This is a genomic window from Leifsonia poae, assembly GCF_027921845.1.
In the GTDB taxonomy this organism is placed as follows: domain Bacteria; phylum Actinomycetota; class Actinomycetes; order Actinomycetales; family Microbacteriaceae; genus Leifsonia; species Leifsonia poae.
The window spans coordinates 13,130-33,027 of sequence record NZ_BSEN01000004.1 but is presented as its reverse complement, the minus strand read 5'-3'; the positions used below and the strand labels follow the sequence as shown (position 1 = coordinate 33,027).

Sequence of the window (19,898 nt, the reverse complement as noted above, 5' to 3'; positions counted from 1 at the left end):
TTCTCTCGCACCTTGATCGCTCGTCGGTGCACCGATGCGCATCCGCCGGTCGGCCCGCGCACAGGGCGCTCTCACTAGAGTTGGTCCATGCCAGATTCCTTCCAGAACCCGCTCGACGACCCGGCCACCGACCCGTTCGCGGTCGCGAAGCAGGCGGCCGAACAGCTCGCAGAGAAGACCGGCGTCGACCGGCACGACATCGCCCTCACGCTGGGCAGCGGCTGGGGCCGCGCGGCCGATCTCATCGGTGAGACGACCGCGACCGTTCCGGCGACAGAGATCGTCGGCTTCGGCGCTCCCGCGCTGGCGGGCCACGTCGGCACCCTGCGCTCGGTGCTGCTCCCGTCGGGCAAGCGCGCCCTCGTGATCGGCGCCCGCACCCACTACTACGAAGGCCACGGCGTCCGGCGGGTCGTGCACAGTGTGCGCACCGCCGCTGCTGCCGGCGCGACGACGATGGTGCTGACCAACGGGGCCGGCGGCATCAAGGAGACCTGGAAGCCGGGAACGCCCGTGCTGATCAGCGACCACATCAACCTCACCGCCGACTCTCCGCTCGAGGGCGCGACGTTCATCGACCTCACCGACCTGTACTCGAGCCGCCTGCGCGAGCTGGCGAAGAGCATCGAGCCGAGCCTCGACGAGGGCGTGTACACGCAGTTCCGCGGACCCCACTACGAGACACCGGCCGAGGTGCAGATGGCGAAGACGATCGGCGGCCACATCGTCGGCATGTCCACCGCTCTCGAGGCCATCGCCGCACGACAGGCCGGCATGGAGATCCTCGGCATGTCCCTGATCACCAACCTGGCCGCCGGCATCCAGAAGACCCCGCTGAGTCATCAGGAGGTCATCGACGCCGGTCGCGAAGCCGAGCCGGTGATCAGCGCGCTCCTCGCCAAGATCGTGGGCGCGCTGTGAGCGCCGCCGAGGGCGACCGGGTGCTCGACGACGCTGAGCTCCTCGAGCAGGCGCGGGCGTGGGTCGCGCAGGATCCGGATCCCGAGACCCGCGACGAGCTGAACGCGCTCATCGTCGCCGCCGAGGCCGGCTCAGCCGTGGCCATCAGGGACCTGCACGCGCGCTTCGACACCCGCCTCGCCTTCGGCACCGCCGGGCTGCGTGGCGAGATCGCCGCCGGCCCCAACCGGATGAACCGGGTCCTGGTGGCGCAGGCTGCCGCCGGTTTCGCCCGCTATCTCCTCGACCACGCCCACGGCGAGACGCCCTCGGTCGTGATCGGCTACGACGGACGAAAGAACTCCGACGTCTTCGCGCGCGACACCGCCGAGCTGATGGCGGGCGCCGGGGTGCGCGCCGTGCTGCTGCCGCGGATGATGCCGACGCCCGTGCTCGCGTTCGCCGTGCGCCACCTCGACGTCAGCGCCGGCGTGATGGTCACGGCCAGCCACAACCCGCCGAACGACAACGGCTACAAGGTCTACCTCGGCGGCGAGAACCACGGTTCGCAGATCGTCGCTCCCGCCGACTCCGACATCGCCGCGCGCATCCTCGAGGCGGCGAAAGGCAGCGTCAGCGACCTGCCGCGGTCCGAGGCCTACGAGGTCGCGCCTGAGAGTCTCGAAGCGGAGTACATCGCGGCGACCGCCTCCGTGGCGGGCACCTCAGCGCCCCGCGACGCGGTCTCGTTCACGTACACGGCCATGCACGGCGTCGGCTGGCGCACGGCCGCCGCGGTCTTCGCGCGGGCCGGCTTCGCCGAGCCCACCGTCGTCGTCGACCAGATCGATCCCGACGCCGCCTTCCCGACGGTGGCCTTCCCGAACCCGGAGGAGCCGGGCGCGATGGACCTCTCGTTCTCGACGGCGCGTGCGGCCGGGTCCGACCTGATCATCGCCAACGATCCGGATGCCGACCGTCTCGCCGTCGCGATTCCGGACCCCGAGAGCGCCGATGGCTACCGACGGCTCTCCGGCAATGAGGTCGGCGCGTTGCTCGGCTGGCGCGCAGCGCGACTGGCCGACGAGTCCGCCGGCCCCGACGAGGCCCCGTTCGGATCCCTCGCCTGCTCGATCGTGTCGTCCCCGGCCCTCGCCGCCGTCGCCCACCGCTACCGTCTCGACTTCGCGGACACCCTCACCGGCTTCAAGTGGGTCTCCCGCGCGCCCGGGCTCCTCTACGGATTCGAGGAGGCCCTCGGGTATCTGGTGAACCCGGACACGGTGCGCGACAAAGACGGCATCTCCGCGGCGACCGCCTTCCTCGATCTGGCGGCCTCGCTGGCGGCGGAGGGGAAGACCATCCGCACGCATCTCGACGAGTTCGCCCAGACCTTCGGCTACTTCGCGTCCGACCAGATCTCGATCCGGGTCACCGACCTGAGCGAGATCGATCGGGTCATGGCGGCCCTTCGCTCGACGCCGCCGAGCAGGCTCGGTGAGGTCGCCGTCTCCCAGATCGACGACCTGCGGGACGGGTTCGGCCACCTGCCGCCGAGCGACGTGCTGCGCATCCTGCTCGAGGACGGATCGCGCGTGATGGTGCGGCCCAGCGGCACGGAGCCGAAGCTCAAGATCTACATCGACGCGTCGAGCGACGAAGGCTCGGTGGCCGAGCGCGAGGCGACCGCCGTCGCCCGCGTGCGTGCGCTGGCGGACGCCATGCGGGCGCTCACGGCGTAGCCGAGGAGGAACAGCACCAGGGCGAGTGCGGTGACCGCGGCTCCGACGGCGGGCACCGCCTCGGCTCCGCCCAACGAGAGTGCGGCGGACCCGATCGGAGGGGCGATCGCGATTCCGACGTACATCGCGGTCGAGTACCACGACAGCGACAGTGCCGCCGCCTCCGGATCGACCGTGACGAGGCGGTGCTGCACCGGGATCGCGATCGCGAAGGCCGCGACACCCCAGACGGCGAACACGATCAGCGACGCGACGAACGACGACTCCACGAACGGCAGGACCGCCAGCGCCACGATCTGACCGCCGAGCGCCACGATCGCGGTCAACCTGCTGCCGAAGCGGTCGGTGAGGGGACCCGCGACGATGTTGCCGACGACGCCGGCCACGCCGTAGGCGAGCAGCAGGGTCGCGAGCAGGGTTCCCGACCCGCCCGTCGACGCGTGGGTGACGGATGCGCTGAAGATGTACACGATGTTGAAGCCGGCGATCATCAGCAGCGTCGTGCCCAGTGGAGCGAGCACGCGCAGGTCGGCGAGCGGCGCCAATCGCTGCCGGATGGACGCGGCCGGGGCCAGGGGAACGTCGCGCACCACGAACGGGATGGCGACCGCGAGCACGACCGCGATGCCGACGAGGCTCCAGAGAGGCAGACGCCACCCGGCGATCCCGCCGAGAGCAGTGCCGAAGGGGGAACCGACCGCCGTGGCGAGCGTGAAACCGGCACCGACGATCGCCAGCGCCCGGCCGCGCTGGGACGGGCGCGCCAGGGCGGCGGCGGCCGCCGTGGCCGTCGGCACCAGCGCCGCTCCCCCGATGCCGGAGAGCGTGCGCCCGATGAGGAAGACGGGGAGGCCGGTCGCGGAGACCGCGATCGCGCCGCCGATGGCGAACACCGCGAGCCCGGCGGCCATCAGGAGCGCCCGCGGCACGCGCGGAAGCAGCACCGAGATGAGGGGCGCCGCGACCGCGACGACCAGCGAGTACGAGGTGATGGAGTAGCTCACGCCCGTGGGCGTGGTGTTCAGGCTGTCGGCGATGTCGGGAAGGAGACCTGCGATGACGAAGGCGTTCGTGCCGACGACGAACATGGCGAGTGCCAGAACGAGCAGACTCAGAGTCGGCCTGCGATATGATTGTTCGACGGAAGTCATACGATCAAGCTAGAGAATAGTTCGATCCTTGTCAAACTATTTTTTGCCGCCCACCGTCCCCAGACTTACGGAGGAATCATGTCGGCCGAGTTCCCGGCGCCCGAGATGACCGATGTGCAGCTCGTCGACGTGCTGCGCGCGGTGGCCGACCCGATCCGGTTGCAGATCGTCCGCGTGCTGGCCGACGGAGAGCCGCACTCGAAGAGGGAGTCGCAGTGGGGCTTCGACGTTCAGAAGTCGACGCTGTCGCACCACTTCAAGGCCCTTCGCGAGGCCGGGGTGACGTTGACCATCGTGAACGGGCGCACGCACGCGATCCAGTTGCGTCGTCGCGAACTCGACGAGCGCTTCCCCGGTCTCGTCGAGGCACTCATCGCGCCGACGCCGTCCTCGGCGGACTGACCTTCCCAGGTCCCTTCCTCCCCCGCCAGGCGGTCGCCCGAGTGAGTGGTCGCCCGGGTGAGTGGTCGCTAACTGTCGCCCGGAACACCGAATCCGGCTCTCAGGCGACAATTCGTGACTTCTCACCACGCGCGGGCGTGGCGGCACACGCGCGCGTGGCGGCACGCGCGGGCGTGGCGGCACACGCGGGCGTGGCGCGACGAGGCAGAGCCCGGAGCTCAGCCCAGCGCTTCTTCGAGCTTGCGCTCGAGTTCGTCGAGGTCGAAGAAGTTGTCGACGACGACCACGTCGGCGTTCGTGCGGCCGATCGCCTCGACCAGCTCCGGCGACGTCAGGATGACCTGCGCGTCGGCCGCGGCGGTCTCGACATTGGCGACATCCGATGCCGTGACGTCGGCGTCGATATCGAGCCGGTTGAGCACGCGCTCCGCGTTGACCTTCAGGATGCCGGACGTGCCGACGCCGGCGCCGCAGATGGCGACGATCTTCATCGCGGGGCCCCTTCTTCGCTGGCGGCCATGATGCGCTGCACCTCGGCGACGTCGCTCGCGGCGGCGAGCGAGGGGATGGCGCCCGGATCGTTGAAGATGTTGGCGAGCTCAGCGACCGAGGTGACATGCGCATCCGGGGTCGCGACGGCCAGGCCGATCACAACGGCCACCGGATCGTTGTGCGGGTGCCCGAAGACCACCGGCTCAGCGAGCGTCACGACGGAGAGACCGTCCGTCAGCACATCCGGCCCGGGGCGGGCGTGCGCGAGCGCCAGACCGGGTGCGATCACGATGTAGGCGCCGAATTCGTCGATCACCTGGATCATGCGTGCACCGTAGCCCGCCTCGACCGCGCCGGAGCGGGCGAGGGCGGCACCGGCCAGTTCGACCGCCTCGCGCCAGTCGGACGCGTGGGCGCCGACGGTGATGGCGGAATCGGGCAGCGGTGGCAGTGGCATGGTTCCAGCGTATCGTCCGGGGGTCTACGAACCCTCGAAACCTGCTGAGATGATGTCGGCCAACTCTTCGCGTTCCTCCAGCGGGAGGAAGGCGGAAGCGGCGGCGTTGAGCTGGAAGACCTCGAGGTCGGTGCGGTCGTACGCGAACGCGTCCGCCAGGATCGAGAGTTCGCGGGTGAGGGTGGTGCCGCTCATCAGACGGTTGTCGGTGTTCACCGTGACGCGGAAGCCGAGCTGGTAGAGCAGATCGAACGGGTGGTCGATGAGCTCGTCGCCCCACGCGGCGATCGCGCCGGTCTGCAGGTTCGACGTCGGGCTGGTCTCGAGGGCGATCTCGCGATCCTTGACCCACTGCGCGAGCGTGCCGAGCGTGACGTAGGTGTTCTCGTCGTCCTGCCGCTCGATCACGATGTCTTCGGCGATGCGCACACCGTGGCCGAGACGCAGTGCGCGGCCGTCGAGCAGGGCGCTCCGGATGCTGTCGAGCCCGTCGGCCTCACCGGCGTGGACGGTCGCCGGGAAGAACTCGGTGGCGAGGTAGTCGAACGCGGCGCGGTGCTTCGACGGCAGGAAGCCCGCCTCCGGCCCGGCGATGTCGAAGCCGACGACCCCGTTGTCACGGTGGCGCACGGCGAGTTCGGCGATCTCGAGGCCGCGGTCGTTGTGGCGCATGGCCGTGACGAGCTGACCGACCCGGATGGGGCGACCGGCTGCGCGCACATCGGCGATGCCCTGCTCGATGCCGCTCTGCACGGCCTCGACGGTCTGGTCGAGGCTCAGACCGGACCCCAGGTGCTGCTCGGGCGCCCAGCGGATCTCGCCGTAGACGACGCCGTCGGCGCCGAGGTCCTGCACGAACTCGCGGGCGACGCGCTCGAGGCCCGCGCTGGTCTGCATGACCGCCGTGGTCAGGTCGAACGTCTTGAGGTACTCGACCAGCGAGCCCGAGTTGGACTTCTCCGCGAACCAGGCGCCGAGAGCGTCGGCATCGGAGGCCGGCAGTTCGAGGCCGATCTCCGACCCCAGCTCGATGATCGTGGCCGGGCGCAGACCGCCGTCGAGGTGGTCGTGCAGCGACACCTTGGGCAGATCCAGGATGCTCGTGCCGTCGCTCAGAGTGTACGCGTGGTTGTTCTCGCTCATGGCTCTCAATCTATCGGTCGCGCTCAGTCGCGCGCGCGGGGACGGGTAGGGCTCAGCCGATGCGATCGGCGATGAGCGGGCCGCCGTCGAGCACGGGCTCGCCCGGGTCGCCGATGCGGTACGCCCCGGCGACGGCATCGAGGGCGCGCTCGAAGCGAGCGGGCTCGTCGGCTGACAGGGTGAACAGCGGCTGTCCCTCGCGCACGGTGTCGCCCGGCTTGGCGTGCAGGTCGATGCCGGCAGCGTGCTGCACCGGGTCCTGCTTGCGGGCGCGTCCGGCGCCGAGACGCCACGCCCCGATCCCGAACGGCAGCGCCTGCTGCTCCACGAGCACGCCGTCGCGCTCCGCGACCACGGTGTGCGTCTCCTTCGCGACCGGCAGCGGCGCATCCGGGTCGCCGCCCTGGGCCCGGATGACGGCACGCCAGGTGTCCATCGCGCGGCCGTCCTTCAGGGCGCCCTCCACGTCGGCGTCCGGCTGCCCGGCGAGGGCGAGCATCTCGCGCGCGAGCGCGATCGTCAGCTCGACCACGTCGGCGGGACCGCCGCCGGCGAGGACCTCGACCGATTCGCGCACCTCGTTGGCGTTGCCGATGGCGAGGCCGAGCGGCACATTCATGTTGGTGAGCAGCGCAGAGGTGGCGACGCCCGCATCCGTGCCCAGCTCGACCATCGTGCGGGCCAGCTCGCGCGACTTCTCGATGTCTTTCAGGAAGGCGCCGGAGCCGAACTTCACGTCGAGCACCAGAGCGCCGGTGCCCTCCGCGATCTTCTTGCTCATGATCGACGACGCGATGAGCGGGATGGCCTCGACGGTTCCGCTGATGTCGCGCAGGGCGTACAGCTTGCCGTCAGCGGGCGCGAGCCCGGAGCCGGCAGCGCAGATCACACCGCCGACATCGCGCAGCTGGTCGAACATCTCCTGGTTCGTGAGGTTCGCGCGCCAGCCTGGGATGCTCTCGAGCTTGTCGAGCGTTCCGCCGGTGTGGCCGAGACCGCGCCCGGAGAGCTGCGGCACTGCGACGCCGAACGTGGCGACCAGCGGCATGAGCGGCAGGGTGATCTTGTCGCCGACGCCTCCGGTGGAGTGCTTGTCCGTGGTCGGTTTGCCGAGGCCCTCGAAGCTCATCCGCTCGCCGCTGGCGATCATCGCCATCGTGAGGTCGCGGATCTCGCGGCGGGTCATCCCGTTGAGGAAGATCGCCATGGTCATCGCGGACATCTGCTCGTCGCCGACGTAGCCGCGGGTGTACGCATCGATCAGCCAGTCGATCTCGGCGGTGGTGAGCTCGCCGCGGTCGCGCTTGGTGTGGATGAGATCGACGGCGTCGAACGCCTCGATCGCGCCGGAGGTGCTGGTCACGGGAGAATCCTCAATCGTTGTTCTGAGCGGTGCCGCCTGCGGCGGTGCCGCCAGCGGCGGTGTCGCCCGCGTAGTCGGCGAGCTGGCGCGGGCCGAACGCGTCCGGGAGCACCTGGTCGATGGTGCGGATGCCGGAGACGGTCTCCAGCAGCATCCCCTCGGCCGAGTGCTCGTAGAGCAGCTGACGGCAGCGGCCGCACGGCATCAGGATGTTGCCGTGCCCGTCCACGCAGGTGAACGCCACGAGGTGGCCGCCACCCGACAGGTGCAGCGCGGACACCAGGCCGCACTCGGCGCAGAGGGTGACGCCGTAGCTGGCGTTCTCCACGTTGCATCCCGTGATCACACGGCCGTCGTCGACGAGCGCCGCCGCTCCAACCCGGAAGTTCGAGTACGGGGCGTAGGCGTGCGTCATCGCGTCGCGGGCGGCCTCGCGCAGGCCGTCCCAATCGACGGAGGCGGCGTCGGAGCCGGCGGTGCCGTTCGTCATCCCGGCGCTCACGATTTGATGTACGGCTTGCCGTCGGCGGCGGGAGCACGCGAGAGCCCCACCAGACCGGCCACCGCGAAGATCGTGACGACGTAGGGCAGCATCAGCATGAACTCGCTCGGAACCGGCGAGCCGATGATGCCGAGCACGTTCTGCAGGTTCGACGCGAAGCCGAACAGCAGCGCTGCCAGGGTGGCGCGGATCGGGTCCCAGCGGCCGAAGATCACCGCGGCGAGGGCGATGAAGCCCTGACCGGCCGTCATCTCCTTCGAGAAGGCACCGACCGAGCCGAGGGTGAAGTACGCGCCGCCCAGACCGGCGACGGCGCCGGCGAGCGAGACGTTCCAGAACCGCGTGCCGTTGACGTTGATGCCGACCGTGTCGGCGGCCTCCGGATGCTCACCGACCGACCGCAGGCGCAGGCCCCAGCGGGTGTGGAACAGCCCGAACCAGACGGCGAAGATCGCGATGTACATCAGGTACTCGATGATCGACTGGCGGAACAGCACCGGGCCGATGATCGGGATGTCGCTGAGCAGCGGGATCGGCCACTCGGGGAGACGCGGCGGGTGGTTGAGCAGCGTCGGGTTGCCGGCGAGCACCTTGGAGTAGAGGAAGCTCGTGAGGCCGGTGACGAGAACGTTCAGCACGACACCGACGATGACCTGGTCGACGAGGTACTTGATCGAGAACGCAGCCAGCACGAACGACACGAGCACACCGGCGACGAGCGCCGAGATGAGGCCGAGCGCCCAGCTGCCGGTGAGGGTCGCGACCATCGCCGAGACGAAGGCGCCACCGAGCAGCTGACCCTCGATCGCGACGTTCACGACGCCACCGCGCTCCGAGATCACGCCGCCGAGCGCGCCGAAGACGAGCGGCACCGAGAGGCTCACCGTTCCGAGCAGCAGGCCGGTGACCGGCACCGGCAGCTCGCCGGAACCCGCCCAGGCGAGGAAGCCGAACATGAAGATCAGGGCGAACGCGATGACCAGCCAGAGGTTGGCCTTGCGCGCCTGGTAGGCCATCCACACGCTGATCGCCGTCAGGATGACCAGCAGGATCGTGACGACGATGGTGGTGCTGAACGTGTCGACCGTGAGGTTGCCCAGCTTGACCTTGTCGGTGCCCTCGCTGAACCGGAAGGTGCTCTGGCCGTGACGGGGGAAGCCGAAGAACAGGATGATGCTGAGGACGACGAAGACGCCGAACGCGATGGGCATCTTCCAGCTGCGGATGGTCGCCTTCTCGAGGACGATCGGGGACGAGTCGGGGATGACGGGTGTCGCGGTGCTCACTTGGCCTCCACCTCCTTCGTGACGATGGGACCCGGTCTCCGGGGCGTCGACCCCGGGGTGGGCAGACGGAAGATGGCCCGCACGAGCGGCGGCGCCGCGACGAAGAGCACGATGAGGGACTGCACGACGAGCACGATGTCGATCGGGATGTCGTTGGCGGCCTGGATCGTGTAACCGCCCGCCTTCAGGGCACCGAACAGGAGGCCGGCGATGAAGATGCCCCACGGCTTGGATCGGCCGAGCAGGGCGACGGTGATCGCGTCGAACCCGATGCCGGCATCCACGCCCGAACTGATGCCCTGCGGGAAGACGCCGAGCGCCTGACTGGCACCGGCGATGCCGATGAGCCCACCGGCGATGAGCATCGCGTAGAAGTACATGTTCTTGACGTTGATGCCGGCGACGCGTGCGGCGTTGGGGTTCTCGCCGACCGCACGGAACCGGAAGCCGAGGTTCGAGCGGTTGATGAGCCACCAGACGAAGAAGGTGGCCGCGATGACGACCACGAACGCCCAGGTGAGGTTGTACTGCACCCCGAACAGCGGCGGGAAGACCGCGTTGCCGTGGATCGCGGGCGCCTTCGGGTTGTTCGAGCCCGGCGCCTGCAGCAGGCCCTGGGTGCGCAGCATGTACGAGATCAGGTAGAACGCGATGTAGTTGAGCATGATCGTGACGATCACCTCGTGCGCGCCCGTCCTCGCTTTGAGCAGACCGACGATGCCGGCCCAGATCGCTCCGCCGGCGATGCCGGCGACGACCGCCACGACCAGGTGCAGGACCGGCGGCAGGTTGAAGGAGAAGCCCACCCACGCCGAACAGGCGGCGGCGATGAGGATCTGCCCCTGGCCACCGATGTTGAACATGCCGACCCGGAACGCGAGGCCGACGCCGAGACCGCCGACGATGAGCGGCGTCGCGAACGTGAGCGTCTCGGTGAGCGGCCGGATGCCCGCCTCGAAGCTCGGGCGGCGGAAGTTGTAGATCGCGCCCTGGAACATCGAGACGTAGGCGCTCGACACCGAGTTCCACACCGCCGCGATGGTGTCACCTGGGCGGGCGAAGAAATAGCCGGCGGCCTTCTGCACATCCGGGTCGGTGACCGCGATCAGGATGGCGCCGACGATGAGGGCGAGCACGACCGCGAGGATCGAGATGACGACACTGCCGCCCATAATGTCGCGCACTGCCTTGTTCCAGCGCGATGGCTCCTCGCCGGGGGTCTCCTGCTTGGCCAGGCCAGGCGCCGTCTCGGTGCCGGTCATGCTGCTGCTCCTGCATCCGCCGGCAGCTCGCCGGCCATCATGAGGCCGAGCACGTCGCGCGACGTGTCTCCCGGCACGATTCCTACGATCTTCCCCCGGTACATCACGGCGATGCGGTCGGCGAGCGCCGCCACCTCGTCGAGCTCGGTCGAGACCACGATCACCGGGATGCCCGAATCGCGCGTCTCGACGATGCGCTTGTGCACGAACTCGATCGAACCGACGTCGAGTCCGCGCGTCGGCTGGGCCGCGACGAAGAGGCGCAGCTCGCGGCTCAGCTCACGGGCGAGCACGACCTTCTGGGCGTTTCCGCCGGAGAGGCGGCCGACCTTCGTCTCGATGCTCTGGGTGCGCACATCGAACTCGCGCACCTTCTCTTCGGCGAACTCGTTGAGGTAGCCGAGCTGCAGGTTGGCGCCCTTGACGAACGGGGCTCCGCTGGAACGGTCGAGCATCAGGTTCTCGGCGATGCTGAACTCCCCGACGAGACCGTCTTCGTTCCGGTCCTCCGGCACGAAGCCGACACCGGCGTCGAGCACCTTGCGCACGCTGTGCCCGACGATGTTCGTTCCGTCGAGTTCGATCTCGCCCTCGACGCGCGGCTGCAGGCCGAGGATCGCCTCGGTGAGCTCGGTCTGGCCGTTGCCCTGCACACCGGCGATGGCGAGGATCTCGCCCGCCTTCACATCGAAGCTGACGCGGTTGACGACGAGCTGGCCGATCGGGTCGATGACCGACAGGTCGTTCACCACCAGCGCGGGGGCGCCCGGGGTCGCCGCCTGCTTCTCGACCGTGAGCGAGACGGCGCGGCCGACCATCATCGAGGCCATCTCGGGGTTGCTGGCGGTGGGGGCGACCTCGCCGACCACCTTGCCGAGCCGGATGACCGTGATGCGGTCGGCGACCTCGCGCACCTCGCGCAGCTTGTGGGTGATGAAGACGATCGCGGTGCCCTGCTCCTTGAGCTGGCGCATGATCTCCATCAGCTCGTCGGTCTCCTGGGGCGTGAGCACGGCCGTCGGCTCGTCGAAGACGAGGACCTTGGCGTTCTGCGAGAGCGCCTTGATGATCTCCACGCGCTGCTGCACACCGACGGGCAGGTCTTCGACCAGCGCGTCGGGGTCGACGTCGAAGCCGAACCGTGCCGAGATCTCGCGCACGCGCTTGCGGGCGGCGGGAAGGTCGAGGCGGCCGCCGAACTTGGTCTGCTCGTGACCGAGCATCACGTTCTCGGCGACGGTGAAGACGGGGATCAGCATGAAGTGCTGGTGGACCATGCCGATGCCGGACTTCATCGCATCACCGGGGCCGGAGAAGTGCTGGACGACGTCGTCGAGCAGGATCTCCCCCTCGTCGGCCTGGTACAGGCCGTAGAGGACGTTCATGAGGGTGGACTTGCCGGCGCCGTTCTCTCCGAGGAGACAGTGGATCTCGCCTGGCTCGACCGTGAGGTCGATGTGGTCGTTCGCGACCAGGGCACCGAACCGTTTGGTGATGCCGCGAAGTTCGAGCTTCATTCGGGTGGGGTTCCTTCTCTACTCGCCCGGGTGGAGCGATCGCGCGCGGAACGGCAGGTGGGCCTCGATGCGCGTCTTCACACTACCTTTTGCACATATGTCAGTGTGTGCTCACTTGAGCAATCGAGACAAGGGCGAAGGCGATGACGGGGGCAAAAGACCGGGGAGGCCGGCGCGAGCCGACCTCCCCGATTTCATGGGTGGTGCTGGTTACTGCTTGGGCGACGACGGCGACGTGACCGTGATGGATCCGTCGATGATGCCGGCCTTGATCTTGTCGAGCTCACCCTGCAGGCCGCTGTCGACCTTCGAGGAGAAGTCGTGGAACGGGGCCAGGCCGACGCCGTCGTTCTTCAGCGTGCCCACGTACGGGGTGCTGTCGAACTTGCCGGCGGCGGCAGCGGTCACGACGTCGTTCGTGGCCGGCTTCATGCCCTTCATCACCGAGGTGAGGAGCAGGGTCTTCACGCTCGGGTCGGACAGGTAGACGTCGGCGTCGACGCCGATCATCGCGATCGGCTTGCCCGAGTCCTTGATCGCCGCTGCGGCGCTCTGGTAGATCGGACCACCGACGGGCATGATCACATCGGCGTTCTGGTCGATGATGCCCTGAGCCGTGTTCTTGGCGGTCTCGTTGGCGTCGAAGCCACCGGTGAACGCGCCCTTCTGGCTGTCGACGTTCCAGCCGACGACCTTGACCGACTTGCTCTTCTGGTCGTTGAAGTACTTCACGCCATCGGCGAAGCCGTCCATGAAGATGGTGACGGTCGGGATCTGCATGCCGCCGAAGGTGCCGACGACGCCGGTCTTCGAGTAGCTCGCAGCGGTGTAGCCGGCGAGGAACGCGGCCTGCGCCGTGTCGAAGATGATCGGCTTGACGTTCTTCGCGGTGATCGAGCTGTCATCGATGATCGCGAAGTCGACGTCGGGGTTCGCCGCTGCGGCCTTCTTGGTGGCGTCGGCGAGCAGGAAGCCGACGGTCACGACGAGGTTGCAGTTGGCGTCGACCATGCTCTGGATGTTCGGAGCGAAGTCGTTCTCGCTCTTCGACTCGGCCGACTTCGGCTTGACGCCGAGCTTGTCGGCGGCCTGGTTGAGGCCTTCGAAGCCGAGCTGGTTGAACGAGTGGTCGTCGAATCCGCCGGAGTCGGAGACCATGCAGGGCAGGAAGTCGCTCTTCGCGGCCCCGCTGGTCGAGGTGTCCGACGGAGCCGCCGAACAGGCTGCGAGCAGCGACATAACGCCGACCGCCGCCAGGCCGAGCAGGCCGGCCTTACGGGCTGTGATTGTCAAGGTGGTGTCCTCCAAGATGCAGGCCCCGCGGGTAAGGGGGGCCGATTGTGATTCACGTTACCGAATGTGACGAACCGCTCCGTTCGAAAACCCGGCTTCTTCACGTAAGCGTTACAAACGCGCGCGTGATTGGCACCTGCTCATTTGAGCAGGGCTCAGCCGTGCGTTGGGCTCAGAGCCAGCCGCGCTTGCGGAAGATGACGTACAGCGCACTGCTGAGGCCGAACATCGCCAGCACCGCGAGCGGGTAGCCGAGCGGCCATGCCAGTTCGGGCATGTGCACGAAGTTCATCCCGTAGATGCCGGCCACGAGCGACGGAGCGAAGAGGATCGCCGCCCACGACGAGATCTTCTTCACCTGCTCGCCCTGATCGTGCGTCGAGTGCGCGAGCCTCGTCATCTCCTCGTTCTGGCGTTCCGACACCAGCGTGGAGTTCACGGTCAGGATGTCGCGCAGCAGCTGCCGGAAGGCGTCGACGCGCTCATTCACCTGGATGAGGTGGTCGGACACGTCGCGCAGCGCGCGCTGCAGCTCCTGCGTCACTCCGTACTTCGCCGAGCCGTGCTCGAGCGCCACCATCACCGCCGTCAGGGGATGCGTGGCGCGCTGGAAGTCGATGACCTCGCGCGACAGCTCGTAGATACGGCGGGAGACGAGGGCGTCTCCGCCGAAGACCTGCGTCTCGATCTCGTCGATGTCATTGGCGAGGCCGGCGACGACGGGGCTGTAGGCATCCACGACCGCGTCGATGATGGCGTACAGGATGGCCTGGGTCCCCAGGGCGAGCAGCTCCGGCTCGCGCTCCATGCGCTGCCGCACATGGGAGAGGTCGGGCGATTCGCTGTGGCGCACCGTGATGACGAAGTTCGGACCGACGAAGAGGTGCAGCTCGCCGAAGTCGACCTCCTCGGGCACATCGAGGTAGTTGGCCGCCTTCAGCACGACGAAGAGCACGCCGTCGTAGCGCTCCAGCTTGGGGCGCTGGTGGGCGACGATCGCGTCTTCGATGGCCAGCTGGTGGAGTTCGAACTCCTCGGCGAGCGACATGAGCTCCTGCTCGCTCGGCCGGTAGAGGCCGATCCACGCGACACCGCCGGGGGTCGCATCCAGTGCCCGATAGGTCTCGGCCAGGGAGCGCGGCGACGCGACGCGGTGGCCGTCCGAGTAGATGGCGCTGTCGACCATGCTCGGGCGCGGCTCGCGCACCGGTGCGTCCGTGACCTCCGTGGCGACCGATGATGGCGGGTCCACCCGGCGTGTCCGAGAGACGAAGGGCATCGAGATGCCGCGTCGATTGCTGTTGGGGGCCATGGTCACCTCCGGTGGATCCGAGTCAGGAGTGGCCGCGTGAAGGGCCACTCAACTGTACGCGCGCTCGCTGCCGATGCGCTGGACTTCTTCTGCGCGGTCGACGATCACCGTTTCGTAGTGCCCCACGAGCTCGTCGCAGAGCACGGACCAGGAGCGGCCGAGCACCCGGCGGCGGCCGGCCTCGCCCATCCGCAGCCGCAGCGGCACGTCGGCGGCGATCATCCCGACCGCGGCACGAAGGCCCCGCTCGTCGCCGGGCGGGTAGAGCAGTCCGTCGACGCCGTGCTCGACGAGGTCGATGGGCCCACCCGCGCGCGGGGCGACGACGGGGAGTCCGGAGGCGTGCGCCTCCTGGATCGTCTGGCCGAACGTCTCCTCGGTTCCGGTGTGGGCGAAGATGTCGAACGCCGCATACGCCGCAGCGAGCTCCTCTCCCCCGAGACGACCGAGCCAGGTGACCGGCATGCCCCGCAGCGCTCCGGCCACAACCGGCCGGGCGGGACCGTCGCCCACGATCGCGACGCTCACCCCGGGAAGGCCGCGGAGCGCCCGCAACCGTTCCACCTGCTTCTCCGGCGCCACCCGGCCGACGTAGCCGACGACGAGCTCGCCGTCGGGAGACAGCTGCTCGCGCAACTCCTTGGCGCGCGCGCCGCGGCGATGGTTCGGGTGGTAGCGCTCGATGTCGACTCCGCGTCCCCAGCGCGCGAGACGCTGCACACCGGCCGTGCGGAGGTCGTACTCCGACGCCGACGACGGCACGAGCGTCAGGTCGGCACCGTCGTGCACCCACCGCACGTACTTCCAGGCGAGGGCCGACGTGATGCCGAGCCCGTTGCTGCGCGCGTAGCCGGCGACATCCGTCTGATAGACGGCGACGGACGGGATGCCCATCCGGTTCGCCGCCGCGATCCCCTGCGCTCCCAGCAGGAACGGGGACGCCGCATGCAGCACGTCCGGCCCGAACCGGGCGAGGATGCGCTGCACCTGGGGACTCGGCAGGCCGACGGGGAACTGCCGGTAGGCGAACGACGGGACCTGGTGCACGGGGAATCCCGCGTACGTGGCCGGGGCGCCGGCATCGGGGCAGATCACGATGGCCTCGTGCCCGGATGCCGCGAGGTGCTCCAGCACCCGGCACACGCTCGTTGTCACTCCGTTGACGGTGGGGAGGAAGCTTTCGCTGACGACCGCGATCCGCATGCTCCGACGCTACGAGCCGGGAGTGACCGCACCGTGAACGGCCGATGACGAGCACGGCTCTGTATCCTTTCGACATGGCTCGCACACCGAAAACGCTCGACCGCTTCTACAGCGTCATCCCGGCCGGCGGCATCGGTTCCCGGCTCTGGCCGCTGTCCCGTGCCGACGCCCCCAAGTTCCTGCACGACCTCACCGGATCGGGGCAGACGCTGCTGCGCGACACCTGGGACCGGCTCGTGCCGCTGTCGGGCGAGCAGCGCATCATGGTCGTGACCGGGCGGGCGCACCGCGCGGCCGTCGAAGCGCAGCTGCCGGCGCTCACCGACGAGAACATCGTGCTCGAGTCGGAGCCGCGCGACTCCACCGCGGCGATCGGCCTCGCGGCCGCCATCCTGGAGCGCCGGGAGCCCGGCGTGATCATCGGGTCGTTCGCCGCCGACCACGTCATCAAGAACCACGCCCTGTTCCTCTCGGCGGTCACCGAGGCTGTCGCGGCCGCCGACGCCGGCTACATCACGACCATCGGCATCTCGCCGACCGAGCCCGCGATCGGCTTCGGCTACATCCGGAGTGCCGGTCCCCTCGACATCGGCGGGGCGCCGAGCGCGCTGACGGTCACCGAGTTCGTCGAGAAACCCGACCTCGAGACGGCCGAGCGTTACGTCGCCAGCGGCAACTACCTCTGGAACGCCAGCATGTTCATCACCAGGGCCGATCGCCTGCTCGAGGAGATCGGCCGCTCGCAGCCCGAGCTGCTCGCCGGGCTGCTCGAGCTCGCCGAGGCGTGGGACGACCCGGCGACGCGCGGACCGGCCGTCGACCGCATCTGGCCCAACCTCACCAAGATCGCGATCGACTACGCCGTGGCCGAACCCGCCGCCGCAGCCGGCAAGCTGGCCGTCATCCCCGGCTACTTCGACTGGGACGACGTCGGCGACTTCGCCTCCCTCGCCAAGCTGAACTCGGGCGGCCGCAAGTCGGACCTCGCCATCCTCGGCGAGAACGCGCGCGTGCTCTCCGACGCGTCGAGCGGCATCGTCGTCAGCCAGTCCGGCCGTGTGATCAGCCTGATCGGCGTCAAGGACATCGTCGTGGTCGACACTCCGGATGCGCTGCTGGTCACGACGAGCGAGAACGCCCAGCGGGTCAAGGCCGTCGTCGACGCGCTCAAGCTCACCGGCTCGAGCGACGTCCTCTAGCCGGCCCGGCCGGCTGCCGACCGGTCAGTCCACCTGCGACGGCCGCTGCTGCACGTCGCGCGCGAGCCGCGAGACCTCCTCGTCGTCAGAGGCGATGCCCGCGTCGTCCAAGCGCTGCTTGAGGAGCTTCTCACTGTCCTCCTGCGGCCGCAGCTGCATATCCGCCGTCAGCTGCTCGACGATGCCGCGCACCTTCTCGTCGCGGCTCGCCTCGTCACTTCCGCTCATCACGGGTTCGTCTTGAGTCATGCCGCGGACGGTACCCCGCCTGTCTGCGCGGTCAACCGCTGAGAACTCCTACAGCGACCTTCGCCCGGCTCTCATGCTGGTTCCCTAGCGTTCCCTCCGGCAGCAGCCCGCTCATGAACTGCAAAGGGGAGAAGTGCTCGACGCGCTCTGGAGGACCGACATCGTCGAAGGTCCCGTCATCTACCTGGTCTTCTCACTCGCCGCAGCCGGGGCGGTGTTCCTGCTGCTGCGCCGTCCCACGCCGAGGTGGCTGCTGACCGTCGCGATCGCCCTCGGTGCTGGGCTCGTCGCGGCGGTCGTCACGTGGTTCGTGGCGATCCGCACCCTCAACCTGTTCGGCATGGGTCTCGGAATGCGCAACTACGTCTGGATCGCCGCCACGTTCTGCGGGGTGTTCCTGGCGGTCGCGAGCCTCTGGCGCTCGCGCTGGTGGCGCACGCTGGTGGCCGCCGTCTGCATCCCCCTGTTCGCGATCGCCGGAACCGTCGCGATCAACGCCGACTACGGCCTCGATCGCACCCTGGGCAGTCTGGTCGGAGTGCCGACCGATCCGACCATCCAGCTCGCGGGCACCACCGCGACCAGTGACCTCTCCACCCTCTGGAAGACGTGGAAGGCGCCCGCCGACATGCCGGCCACCGGTCGCGCGGGTGTGCAGGTCATCCCGAACACCCGCAGCGGGTTCCACGCGCGCCCGGCCGGCATCTACCTGCCACCGGCCGCGCTGGTCGAGAACCCGCCGCGCCTGCCGCTGCTGGTCATGATGATGGGCCAGCCCGGACACCCGGACCCCGGCCTGATCGCGAGCATCCTGGACCCGATCGCCGCCCGTCATCACGGACTGGCGCCCATCGTCGTCATGCCGGACCAGCTGGGCGAGCCGACGCAGGATCCGCTCTGCCTGAACACCGCGCGCTACGGCGACGCGCAGACCTACCTCGCCCGCGACGTGCCCGACTGGGCGCTGAAGCACCTCAACATCAGCCGCGATCACCGGGAGTGGACGGTCGCCGGGTTCTCGAACGGCGGCGAGTGCGCGCTCGCGCTCACCGTCACCTACCCGACGCTGTTCGGAAACCTCATCGACCTGGCGGGTGAGGCCTTCCCCGCCGCCGAAGTGCCCGGGCCCGTGCTGGCGAACGTCTTCCACGGCGATCAGTCGGCGTACGACAGGATCAAACCGCTGAACATGATGGCGGGGAAGCGCTACTCACGGATCAACGCGGTCTTCGCCGTCGGGCAGTTCGACCCCTACTACCCGCCGATCTCGCACCGGATGGCCCAGGCCGCCCGCGCACACGGGATGCGCGTCTGGGACGAGGTCGTCCCCGGGGCCGATCACAGCGCCGCGACCGTTATCGACGGCCTTCCCGTCGGCCTGCGCGACCTGTACCCGTCCCTCGGCCTCAGCGCCCCGGATGCCGGCTGAACTGTCTCGATATCGAGACAGTTAGGCGCACCTAACCAGCACCGGACGTTTCACCGGCATAGACTGTAAAAGCGCTTCTCGCGCGTTCTTTGCGATCACAACCAGGGAGGGTTGTTCGTGCCAGACCAAGCGGCAGGAACCCTGCAGCCGACCAAGAACAGGCCGGGCGGAACACTGTACCGGGGCCGAGAAGGAATGTGGTCGTGGGTGCTGCACCGCATCACCGGCGTCGCCATCTTCTTCTTCCTCCTCGTCCACGTTCTCGACACCTCACTCATCCGGGTGAGCCCCGAGGCGTACAACGCGGTGATCGGAACCTACAAGAACCCGATCATGGGGTTCGGTGAGATCGCCCTCGTCGGCGCCATCACCTTCCACGCCTTCAACGGACTGCGCATCATCCTGATCGACTTCTGGAGCAAGGGCGTCAAGTACCAGAAGATCATGTTCTGGATCGTCATCGTGATCTGGGTCGTGCTGATGGCCGGCTTCGTCCCGGTGCAACTCGTCCACATCTTCGGGGAGGCCGGCTGATCATGACCACCATCGACGCTCCCCGCACACCGGCCCGTCCCGTTCGCCGCAAAGGCACGAACTGGGAGAAGTGGGGCTGGATCTACATGCGGGTCTCCGGAGTCCTGCTCGTCATCCTGATCTTCGGTCACCTCTTCGTGAACCTGGTCCTCGGCCAGGGCGTGAAGCAGATCGACTTCGCGTTCATCGGCGGCAAGTACGCCACCCCGTTCTGGCAGGTCTGGGATCTGCTGATGCTGTGGCTGGCGCTCATCCACGGCGGCAACGGGATGCGCACCCTCGTGAACGACTACGCCTACAACAAGACGGTCAACCGCATCCTCAAGTGGGCCATCCTGGCGGCCGTCGTCGTGCTGGTCGTGCTCGGCACCCTCGTGATCTTCACCTTCGAACCGTGCCCCGCAGGCGCCCCGGCCGATCTGCTGCCGTCGTTCTGCCCGGTCAAGTAATTCGCCGACTAGT

Annotated in this window: 20 protein-coding genes; 7 read left to right on the top strand and 13 right to left on the bottom strand. The window is 68.6% G+C overall.

Annotated features, from left to right (window positions below; all coding sequences use genetic code 11):
- Nucleotides 1–87 precede the first annotated feature (87 nt).
- A complete protein-coding gene (locus PKE84_RS05475) occupies nucleotides 88–921 on the top strand; it encodes a purine-nucleoside phosphorylase (protein ID WP_271176214.1) in 834 nt (277 codons plus the stop codon).
- A complete protein-coding gene (locus PKE84_RS05470; protein ID WP_271176213.1) occupies nucleotides 918–2,642 on the top strand; it encodes a phospho-sugar mutase in 1,725 nt (574 codons plus the stop codon). Before PKE84_RS05475 ends, PKE84_RS05470 begins: the two co-directional genes overlap by 4 nt.
- Here the strand turns inward: PKE84_RS05470 and PKE84_RS05465 are convergent.
- Complete coding sequence (locus PKE84_RS05465) at nucleotides 2,537–3,793, bottom strand: MFS transporter (protein ID WP_271176212.1); 1,257 nt, start codon at nucleotides 3,791–3,793, stop codon at nucleotides 2,537–2,539. The genes PKE84_RS05470 and PKE84_RS05465 overlap by 106 nt on opposite strands.
- 78 nt (nucleotides 3,794–3,871) lie before the next feature.
- Between PKE84_RS05465 and PKE84_RS05460 the strand changes: the two genes are divergently transcribed.
- Nucleotides 3,872–4,195 (top strand): ArsR/SmtB family transcription factor, encoded by a 324-nt coding sequence (locus PKE84_RS05460; RefSeq protein ID WP_271176211.1) that lies wholly within the window; start codon nucleotides 3,872–3,874, stop codon nucleotides 4,193–4,195.
- 218 nt (nucleotides 4,196–4,413) lie between these two features.
- Here PKE84_RS05460 and PKE84_RS05455 read toward each other — a convergent pair whose 3' ends face one another.
- From PKE84_RS05455 to PKE84_RS05405, 11 genes are all read right to left on the bottom strand, one after another.
- Complete coding sequence (locus tag PKE84_RS05455) at nucleotides 4,414–4,686, bottom strand: PTS sugar transporter subunit IIB (RefSeq protein ID WP_271176210.1); 273 nt, start codon at nucleotides 4,684–4,686, stop codon at nucleotides 4,414–4,416.
- Entirely contained in the window at nucleotides 4,683–5,144 is a 462-nt protein-coding gene (locus PKE84_RS05450; RefSeq protein WP_271176209.1) for a PTS sugar transporter subunit IIA, read from the bottom strand. Before PKE84_RS05450 ends, PKE84_RS05455 begins: the two co-directional genes overlap by 4 nt.
- A 24-nt stretch (nucleotides 5,145–5,168) precedes the next feature.
- Entirely contained in the window at nucleotides 5,169–6,287 is a 1,119-nt protein-coding gene (locus tag PKE84_RS05445; protein WP_271176208.1) for an adenosine deaminase, read from the bottom strand.
- Between the two features lie 52 nt (nucleotides 6,288–6,339).
- Nucleotides 6,340–7,650, bottom strand: a complete 1,311-nt coding sequence (locus tag PKE84_RS05440) for a thymidine phosphorylase (RefSeq protein WP_271176207.1) — start codon at nucleotides 7,648–7,650, stop codon at nucleotides 6,340–6,342.
- 10 nt (nucleotides 7,651–7,660) lie between these two features.
- Complete coding sequence (locus tag PKE84_RS05435; protein ID WP_271176206.1) at nucleotides 7,661–8,140, bottom strand: cytidine deaminase; 480 nt, start codon at nucleotides 8,138–8,140, stop codon at nucleotides 7,661–7,663.
- An 8-nt stretch (nucleotides 8,141–8,148) separates the two neighbouring features.
- Nucleotides 8,149–9,438 carry an ABC transporter permease gene (locus PKE84_RS05430; RefSeq protein ID WP_271176205.1) on the bottom strand — a complete coding sequence of 430 codons (1,290 nt, stop codon included), beginning with the start codon at nucleotides 9,436–9,438 and terminating at the stop codon, nucleotides 8,149–8,151.
- A complete protein-coding gene (locus tag PKE84_RS05425) occupies nucleotides 9,435–10,700 on the bottom strand; it encodes an ABC transporter permease (protein ID WP_271176204.1) in 1,266 nt (421 codons plus the stop codon). Before PKE84_RS05425 ends, PKE84_RS05430 begins: the two co-directional genes overlap by 4 nt.
- Nucleotides 10,697–12,217 (bottom strand): ABC transporter ATP-binding protein, encoded by a 1,521-nt coding sequence (locus tag PKE84_RS05420; protein WP_271176203.1) that lies wholly within the window; start codon nucleotides 12,215–12,217, stop codon nucleotides 10,697–10,699. The genes PKE84_RS05425 and PKE84_RS05420 overlap by 4 nt, the downstream gene beginning before the upstream one ends.
- 210 nt (nucleotides 12,218–12,427) lie before the next feature.
- Entirely contained in the window at nucleotides 12,428–13,510 is a 1,083-nt protein-coding gene (locus tag PKE84_RS05415) for a BMP family lipoprotein (RefSeq protein WP_271176202.1), read from the bottom strand.
- Nucleotides 13,511–13,682: 172 nt separating this feature from the next.
- Nucleotides 13,683–14,822 (bottom strand): magnesium and cobalt transport protein CorA, encoded by a 1,140-nt coding sequence (locus tag PKE84_RS05410; RefSeq protein ID WP_271176201.1) that lies wholly within the window; start codon nucleotides 14,820–14,822, stop codon nucleotides 13,683–13,685.
- A 48-nt stretch (nucleotides 14,823–14,870) separates the two neighbouring features.
- Nucleotides 14,871–16,025 carry a glycosyltransferase family 4 protein gene (locus PKE84_RS05405; RefSeq protein ID WP_271176200.1) on the bottom strand — a complete coding sequence of 385 codons (1,155 nt, stop codon included), beginning with the start codon at nucleotides 16,023–16,025 and terminating at the stop codon, nucleotides 14,871–14,873.
- Nucleotides 16,026–16,099: 74 nt separating this feature from the next.
- Here PKE84_RS05405 and PKE84_RS05400 point away from each other — a divergent pair, with 74 nt between their 5' ends.
- Nucleotides 16,100–17,224 (top strand): mannose-1-phosphate guanylyltransferase, encoded by a 1,125-nt coding sequence (locus tag PKE84_RS05400; RefSeq protein WP_271176199.1) that lies wholly within the window; start codon nucleotides 16,100–16,102, stop codon nucleotides 17,222–17,224.
- Between the two features lie 24 nt (nucleotides 17,225–17,248).
- Here PKE84_RS05400 and PKE84_RS05395 read toward each other — a convergent pair whose 3' ends face one another.
- Nucleotides 17,249–17,473 (bottom strand): hypothetical protein, encoded by a 225-nt coding sequence (locus PKE84_RS05395; protein WP_271176198.1) that lies wholly within the window; start codon nucleotides 17,471–17,473, stop codon nucleotides 17,249–17,251.
- Between the two features lie 133 nt (nucleotides 17,474–17,606).
- On the opposite strand from PKE84_RS05395, the gene PKE84_RS05390 reads away from it, so the two are divergent.
- The 3 genes from PKE84_RS05390 to PKE84_RS05380 all read left to right on the top strand — a co-directional run bounded on the left by PKE84_RS05390 (nucleotide 17,607) and on the right by PKE84_RS05380 (nucleotide 19,885).
- Entirely contained in the window at nucleotides 17,607–18,902 is a 1,296-nt protein-coding gene (locus PKE84_RS05390) for an alpha/beta hydrolase (RefSeq protein WP_271176197.1), read from the top strand.
- A 195-nt stretch (nucleotides 18,903–19,097) separates the two neighbouring features.
- Entirely contained in the window at nucleotides 19,098–19,436 is a 339-nt protein-coding gene (gene sdhC, locus PKE84_RS05385; protein WP_373877116.1) for a succinate dehydrogenase, cytochrome b556 subunit, read from the top strand.
- 2 nt (nucleotides 19,437–19,438) lie between these two features.
- Nucleotides 19,439–19,885, top strand: a complete 447-nt coding sequence (locus PKE84_RS05380) for a succinate dehydrogenase hydrophobic membrane anchor subunit (protein WP_271176195.1) — start codon at nucleotides 19,439–19,441, stop codon at nucleotides 19,883–19,885.
- Nucleotides 19,886–19,898: the final 13 nt, after the last annotated feature.

Excerpts from the sequence above, each read along its gene's own strand:
- PKE84_RS05420 (WP_271176203.1), bottom strand. The coding sequence starts at position 12,217 with ATGAAGCTCGAACTTCGCGGCATCACCAAACGGTTCGGTGCCCTGGTC.
- PKE84_RS05460 (WP_271176211.1), top strand. The coding sequence starts at position 3,872 with ATGTCGGCCGAGTTCCCGGCGCCCGAGATGACCGATGTGCAGCTCGTC.
- PKE84_RS05445 (WP_271176208.1), bottom strand. The coding sequence starts at position 6,287 with ATGAGCGAGAACAACCACGCGTACACTCTGAGCGACGGCACGAGCATC.
- PKE84_RS05395 (WP_271176198.1), bottom strand. The coding sequence starts at position 17,473 with ATGACTCAAGACGAACCCGTGATGAGCGGAAGTGACGAGGCGAGCCGC.
- PKE84_RS05455 (WP_271176210.1), bottom strand. The coding sequence starts at position 4,686 with ATGAAGATCGTCGCCATCTGCGGCGCCGGCGTCGGCACGTCCGGCATC.
- PKE84_RS05410 (WP_271176201.1), bottom strand. The coding sequence starts at position 14,822 with ATGGCCCCCAACAGCAATCGACGCGGCATCTCGATGCCCTTCGTCTCT.
- PKE84_RS05450 (WP_271176209.1), bottom strand. The coding sequence starts at position 5,144 with ATGCCACTGCCACCGCTGCCCGATTCCGCCATCACCGTCGGCGCCCAC.
- PKE84_RS05380 (WP_271176195.1), top strand. The coding sequence starts at position 19,439 with ATGACCACCATCGACGCTCCCCGCACACCGGCCCGTCCCGTTCGCCGC.
- PKE84_RS05405 (WP_271176200.1), bottom strand. The coding sequence starts at position 16,025 with ATGCGGATCGCGGTCGTCAGCGAAAGCTTCCTCCCCACCGTCAACGGA.
- PKE84_RS05425 (WP_271176204.1), bottom strand. The coding sequence starts at position 10,700 with ATGACCGGCACCGAGACGGCGCCTGGCCTGGCCAAGCAGGAGACCCCC.
- PKE84_RS05400 (WP_271176199.1), top strand. The coding sequence starts at position 16,100 with ATGGCTCGCACACCGAAAACGCTCGACCGCTTCTACAGCGTCATCCCG.
- PKE84_RS05465 (WP_271176212.1), bottom strand. The coding sequence starts at position 3,793 with ATGACTTCCGTCGAACAATCATATCGCAGGCCGACTCTGAGTCTGCTC.
- sdhC (WP_373877116.1), top strand. The coding sequence starts at position 19,098 with ATGTGGTCGTGGGTGCTGCACCGCATCACCGGCGTCGCCATCTTCTTC.
- PKE84_RS05475 (WP_271176214.1), top strand. The coding sequence starts at position 88 with ATGCCAGATTCCTTCCAGAACCCGCTCGACGACCCGGCCACCGACCCG.
- PKE84_RS05435 (WP_271176206.1), bottom strand. The coding sequence starts at position 8,140 with ATGACGAACGGCACCGCCGGCTCCGACGCCGCCTCCGTCGATTGGGAC.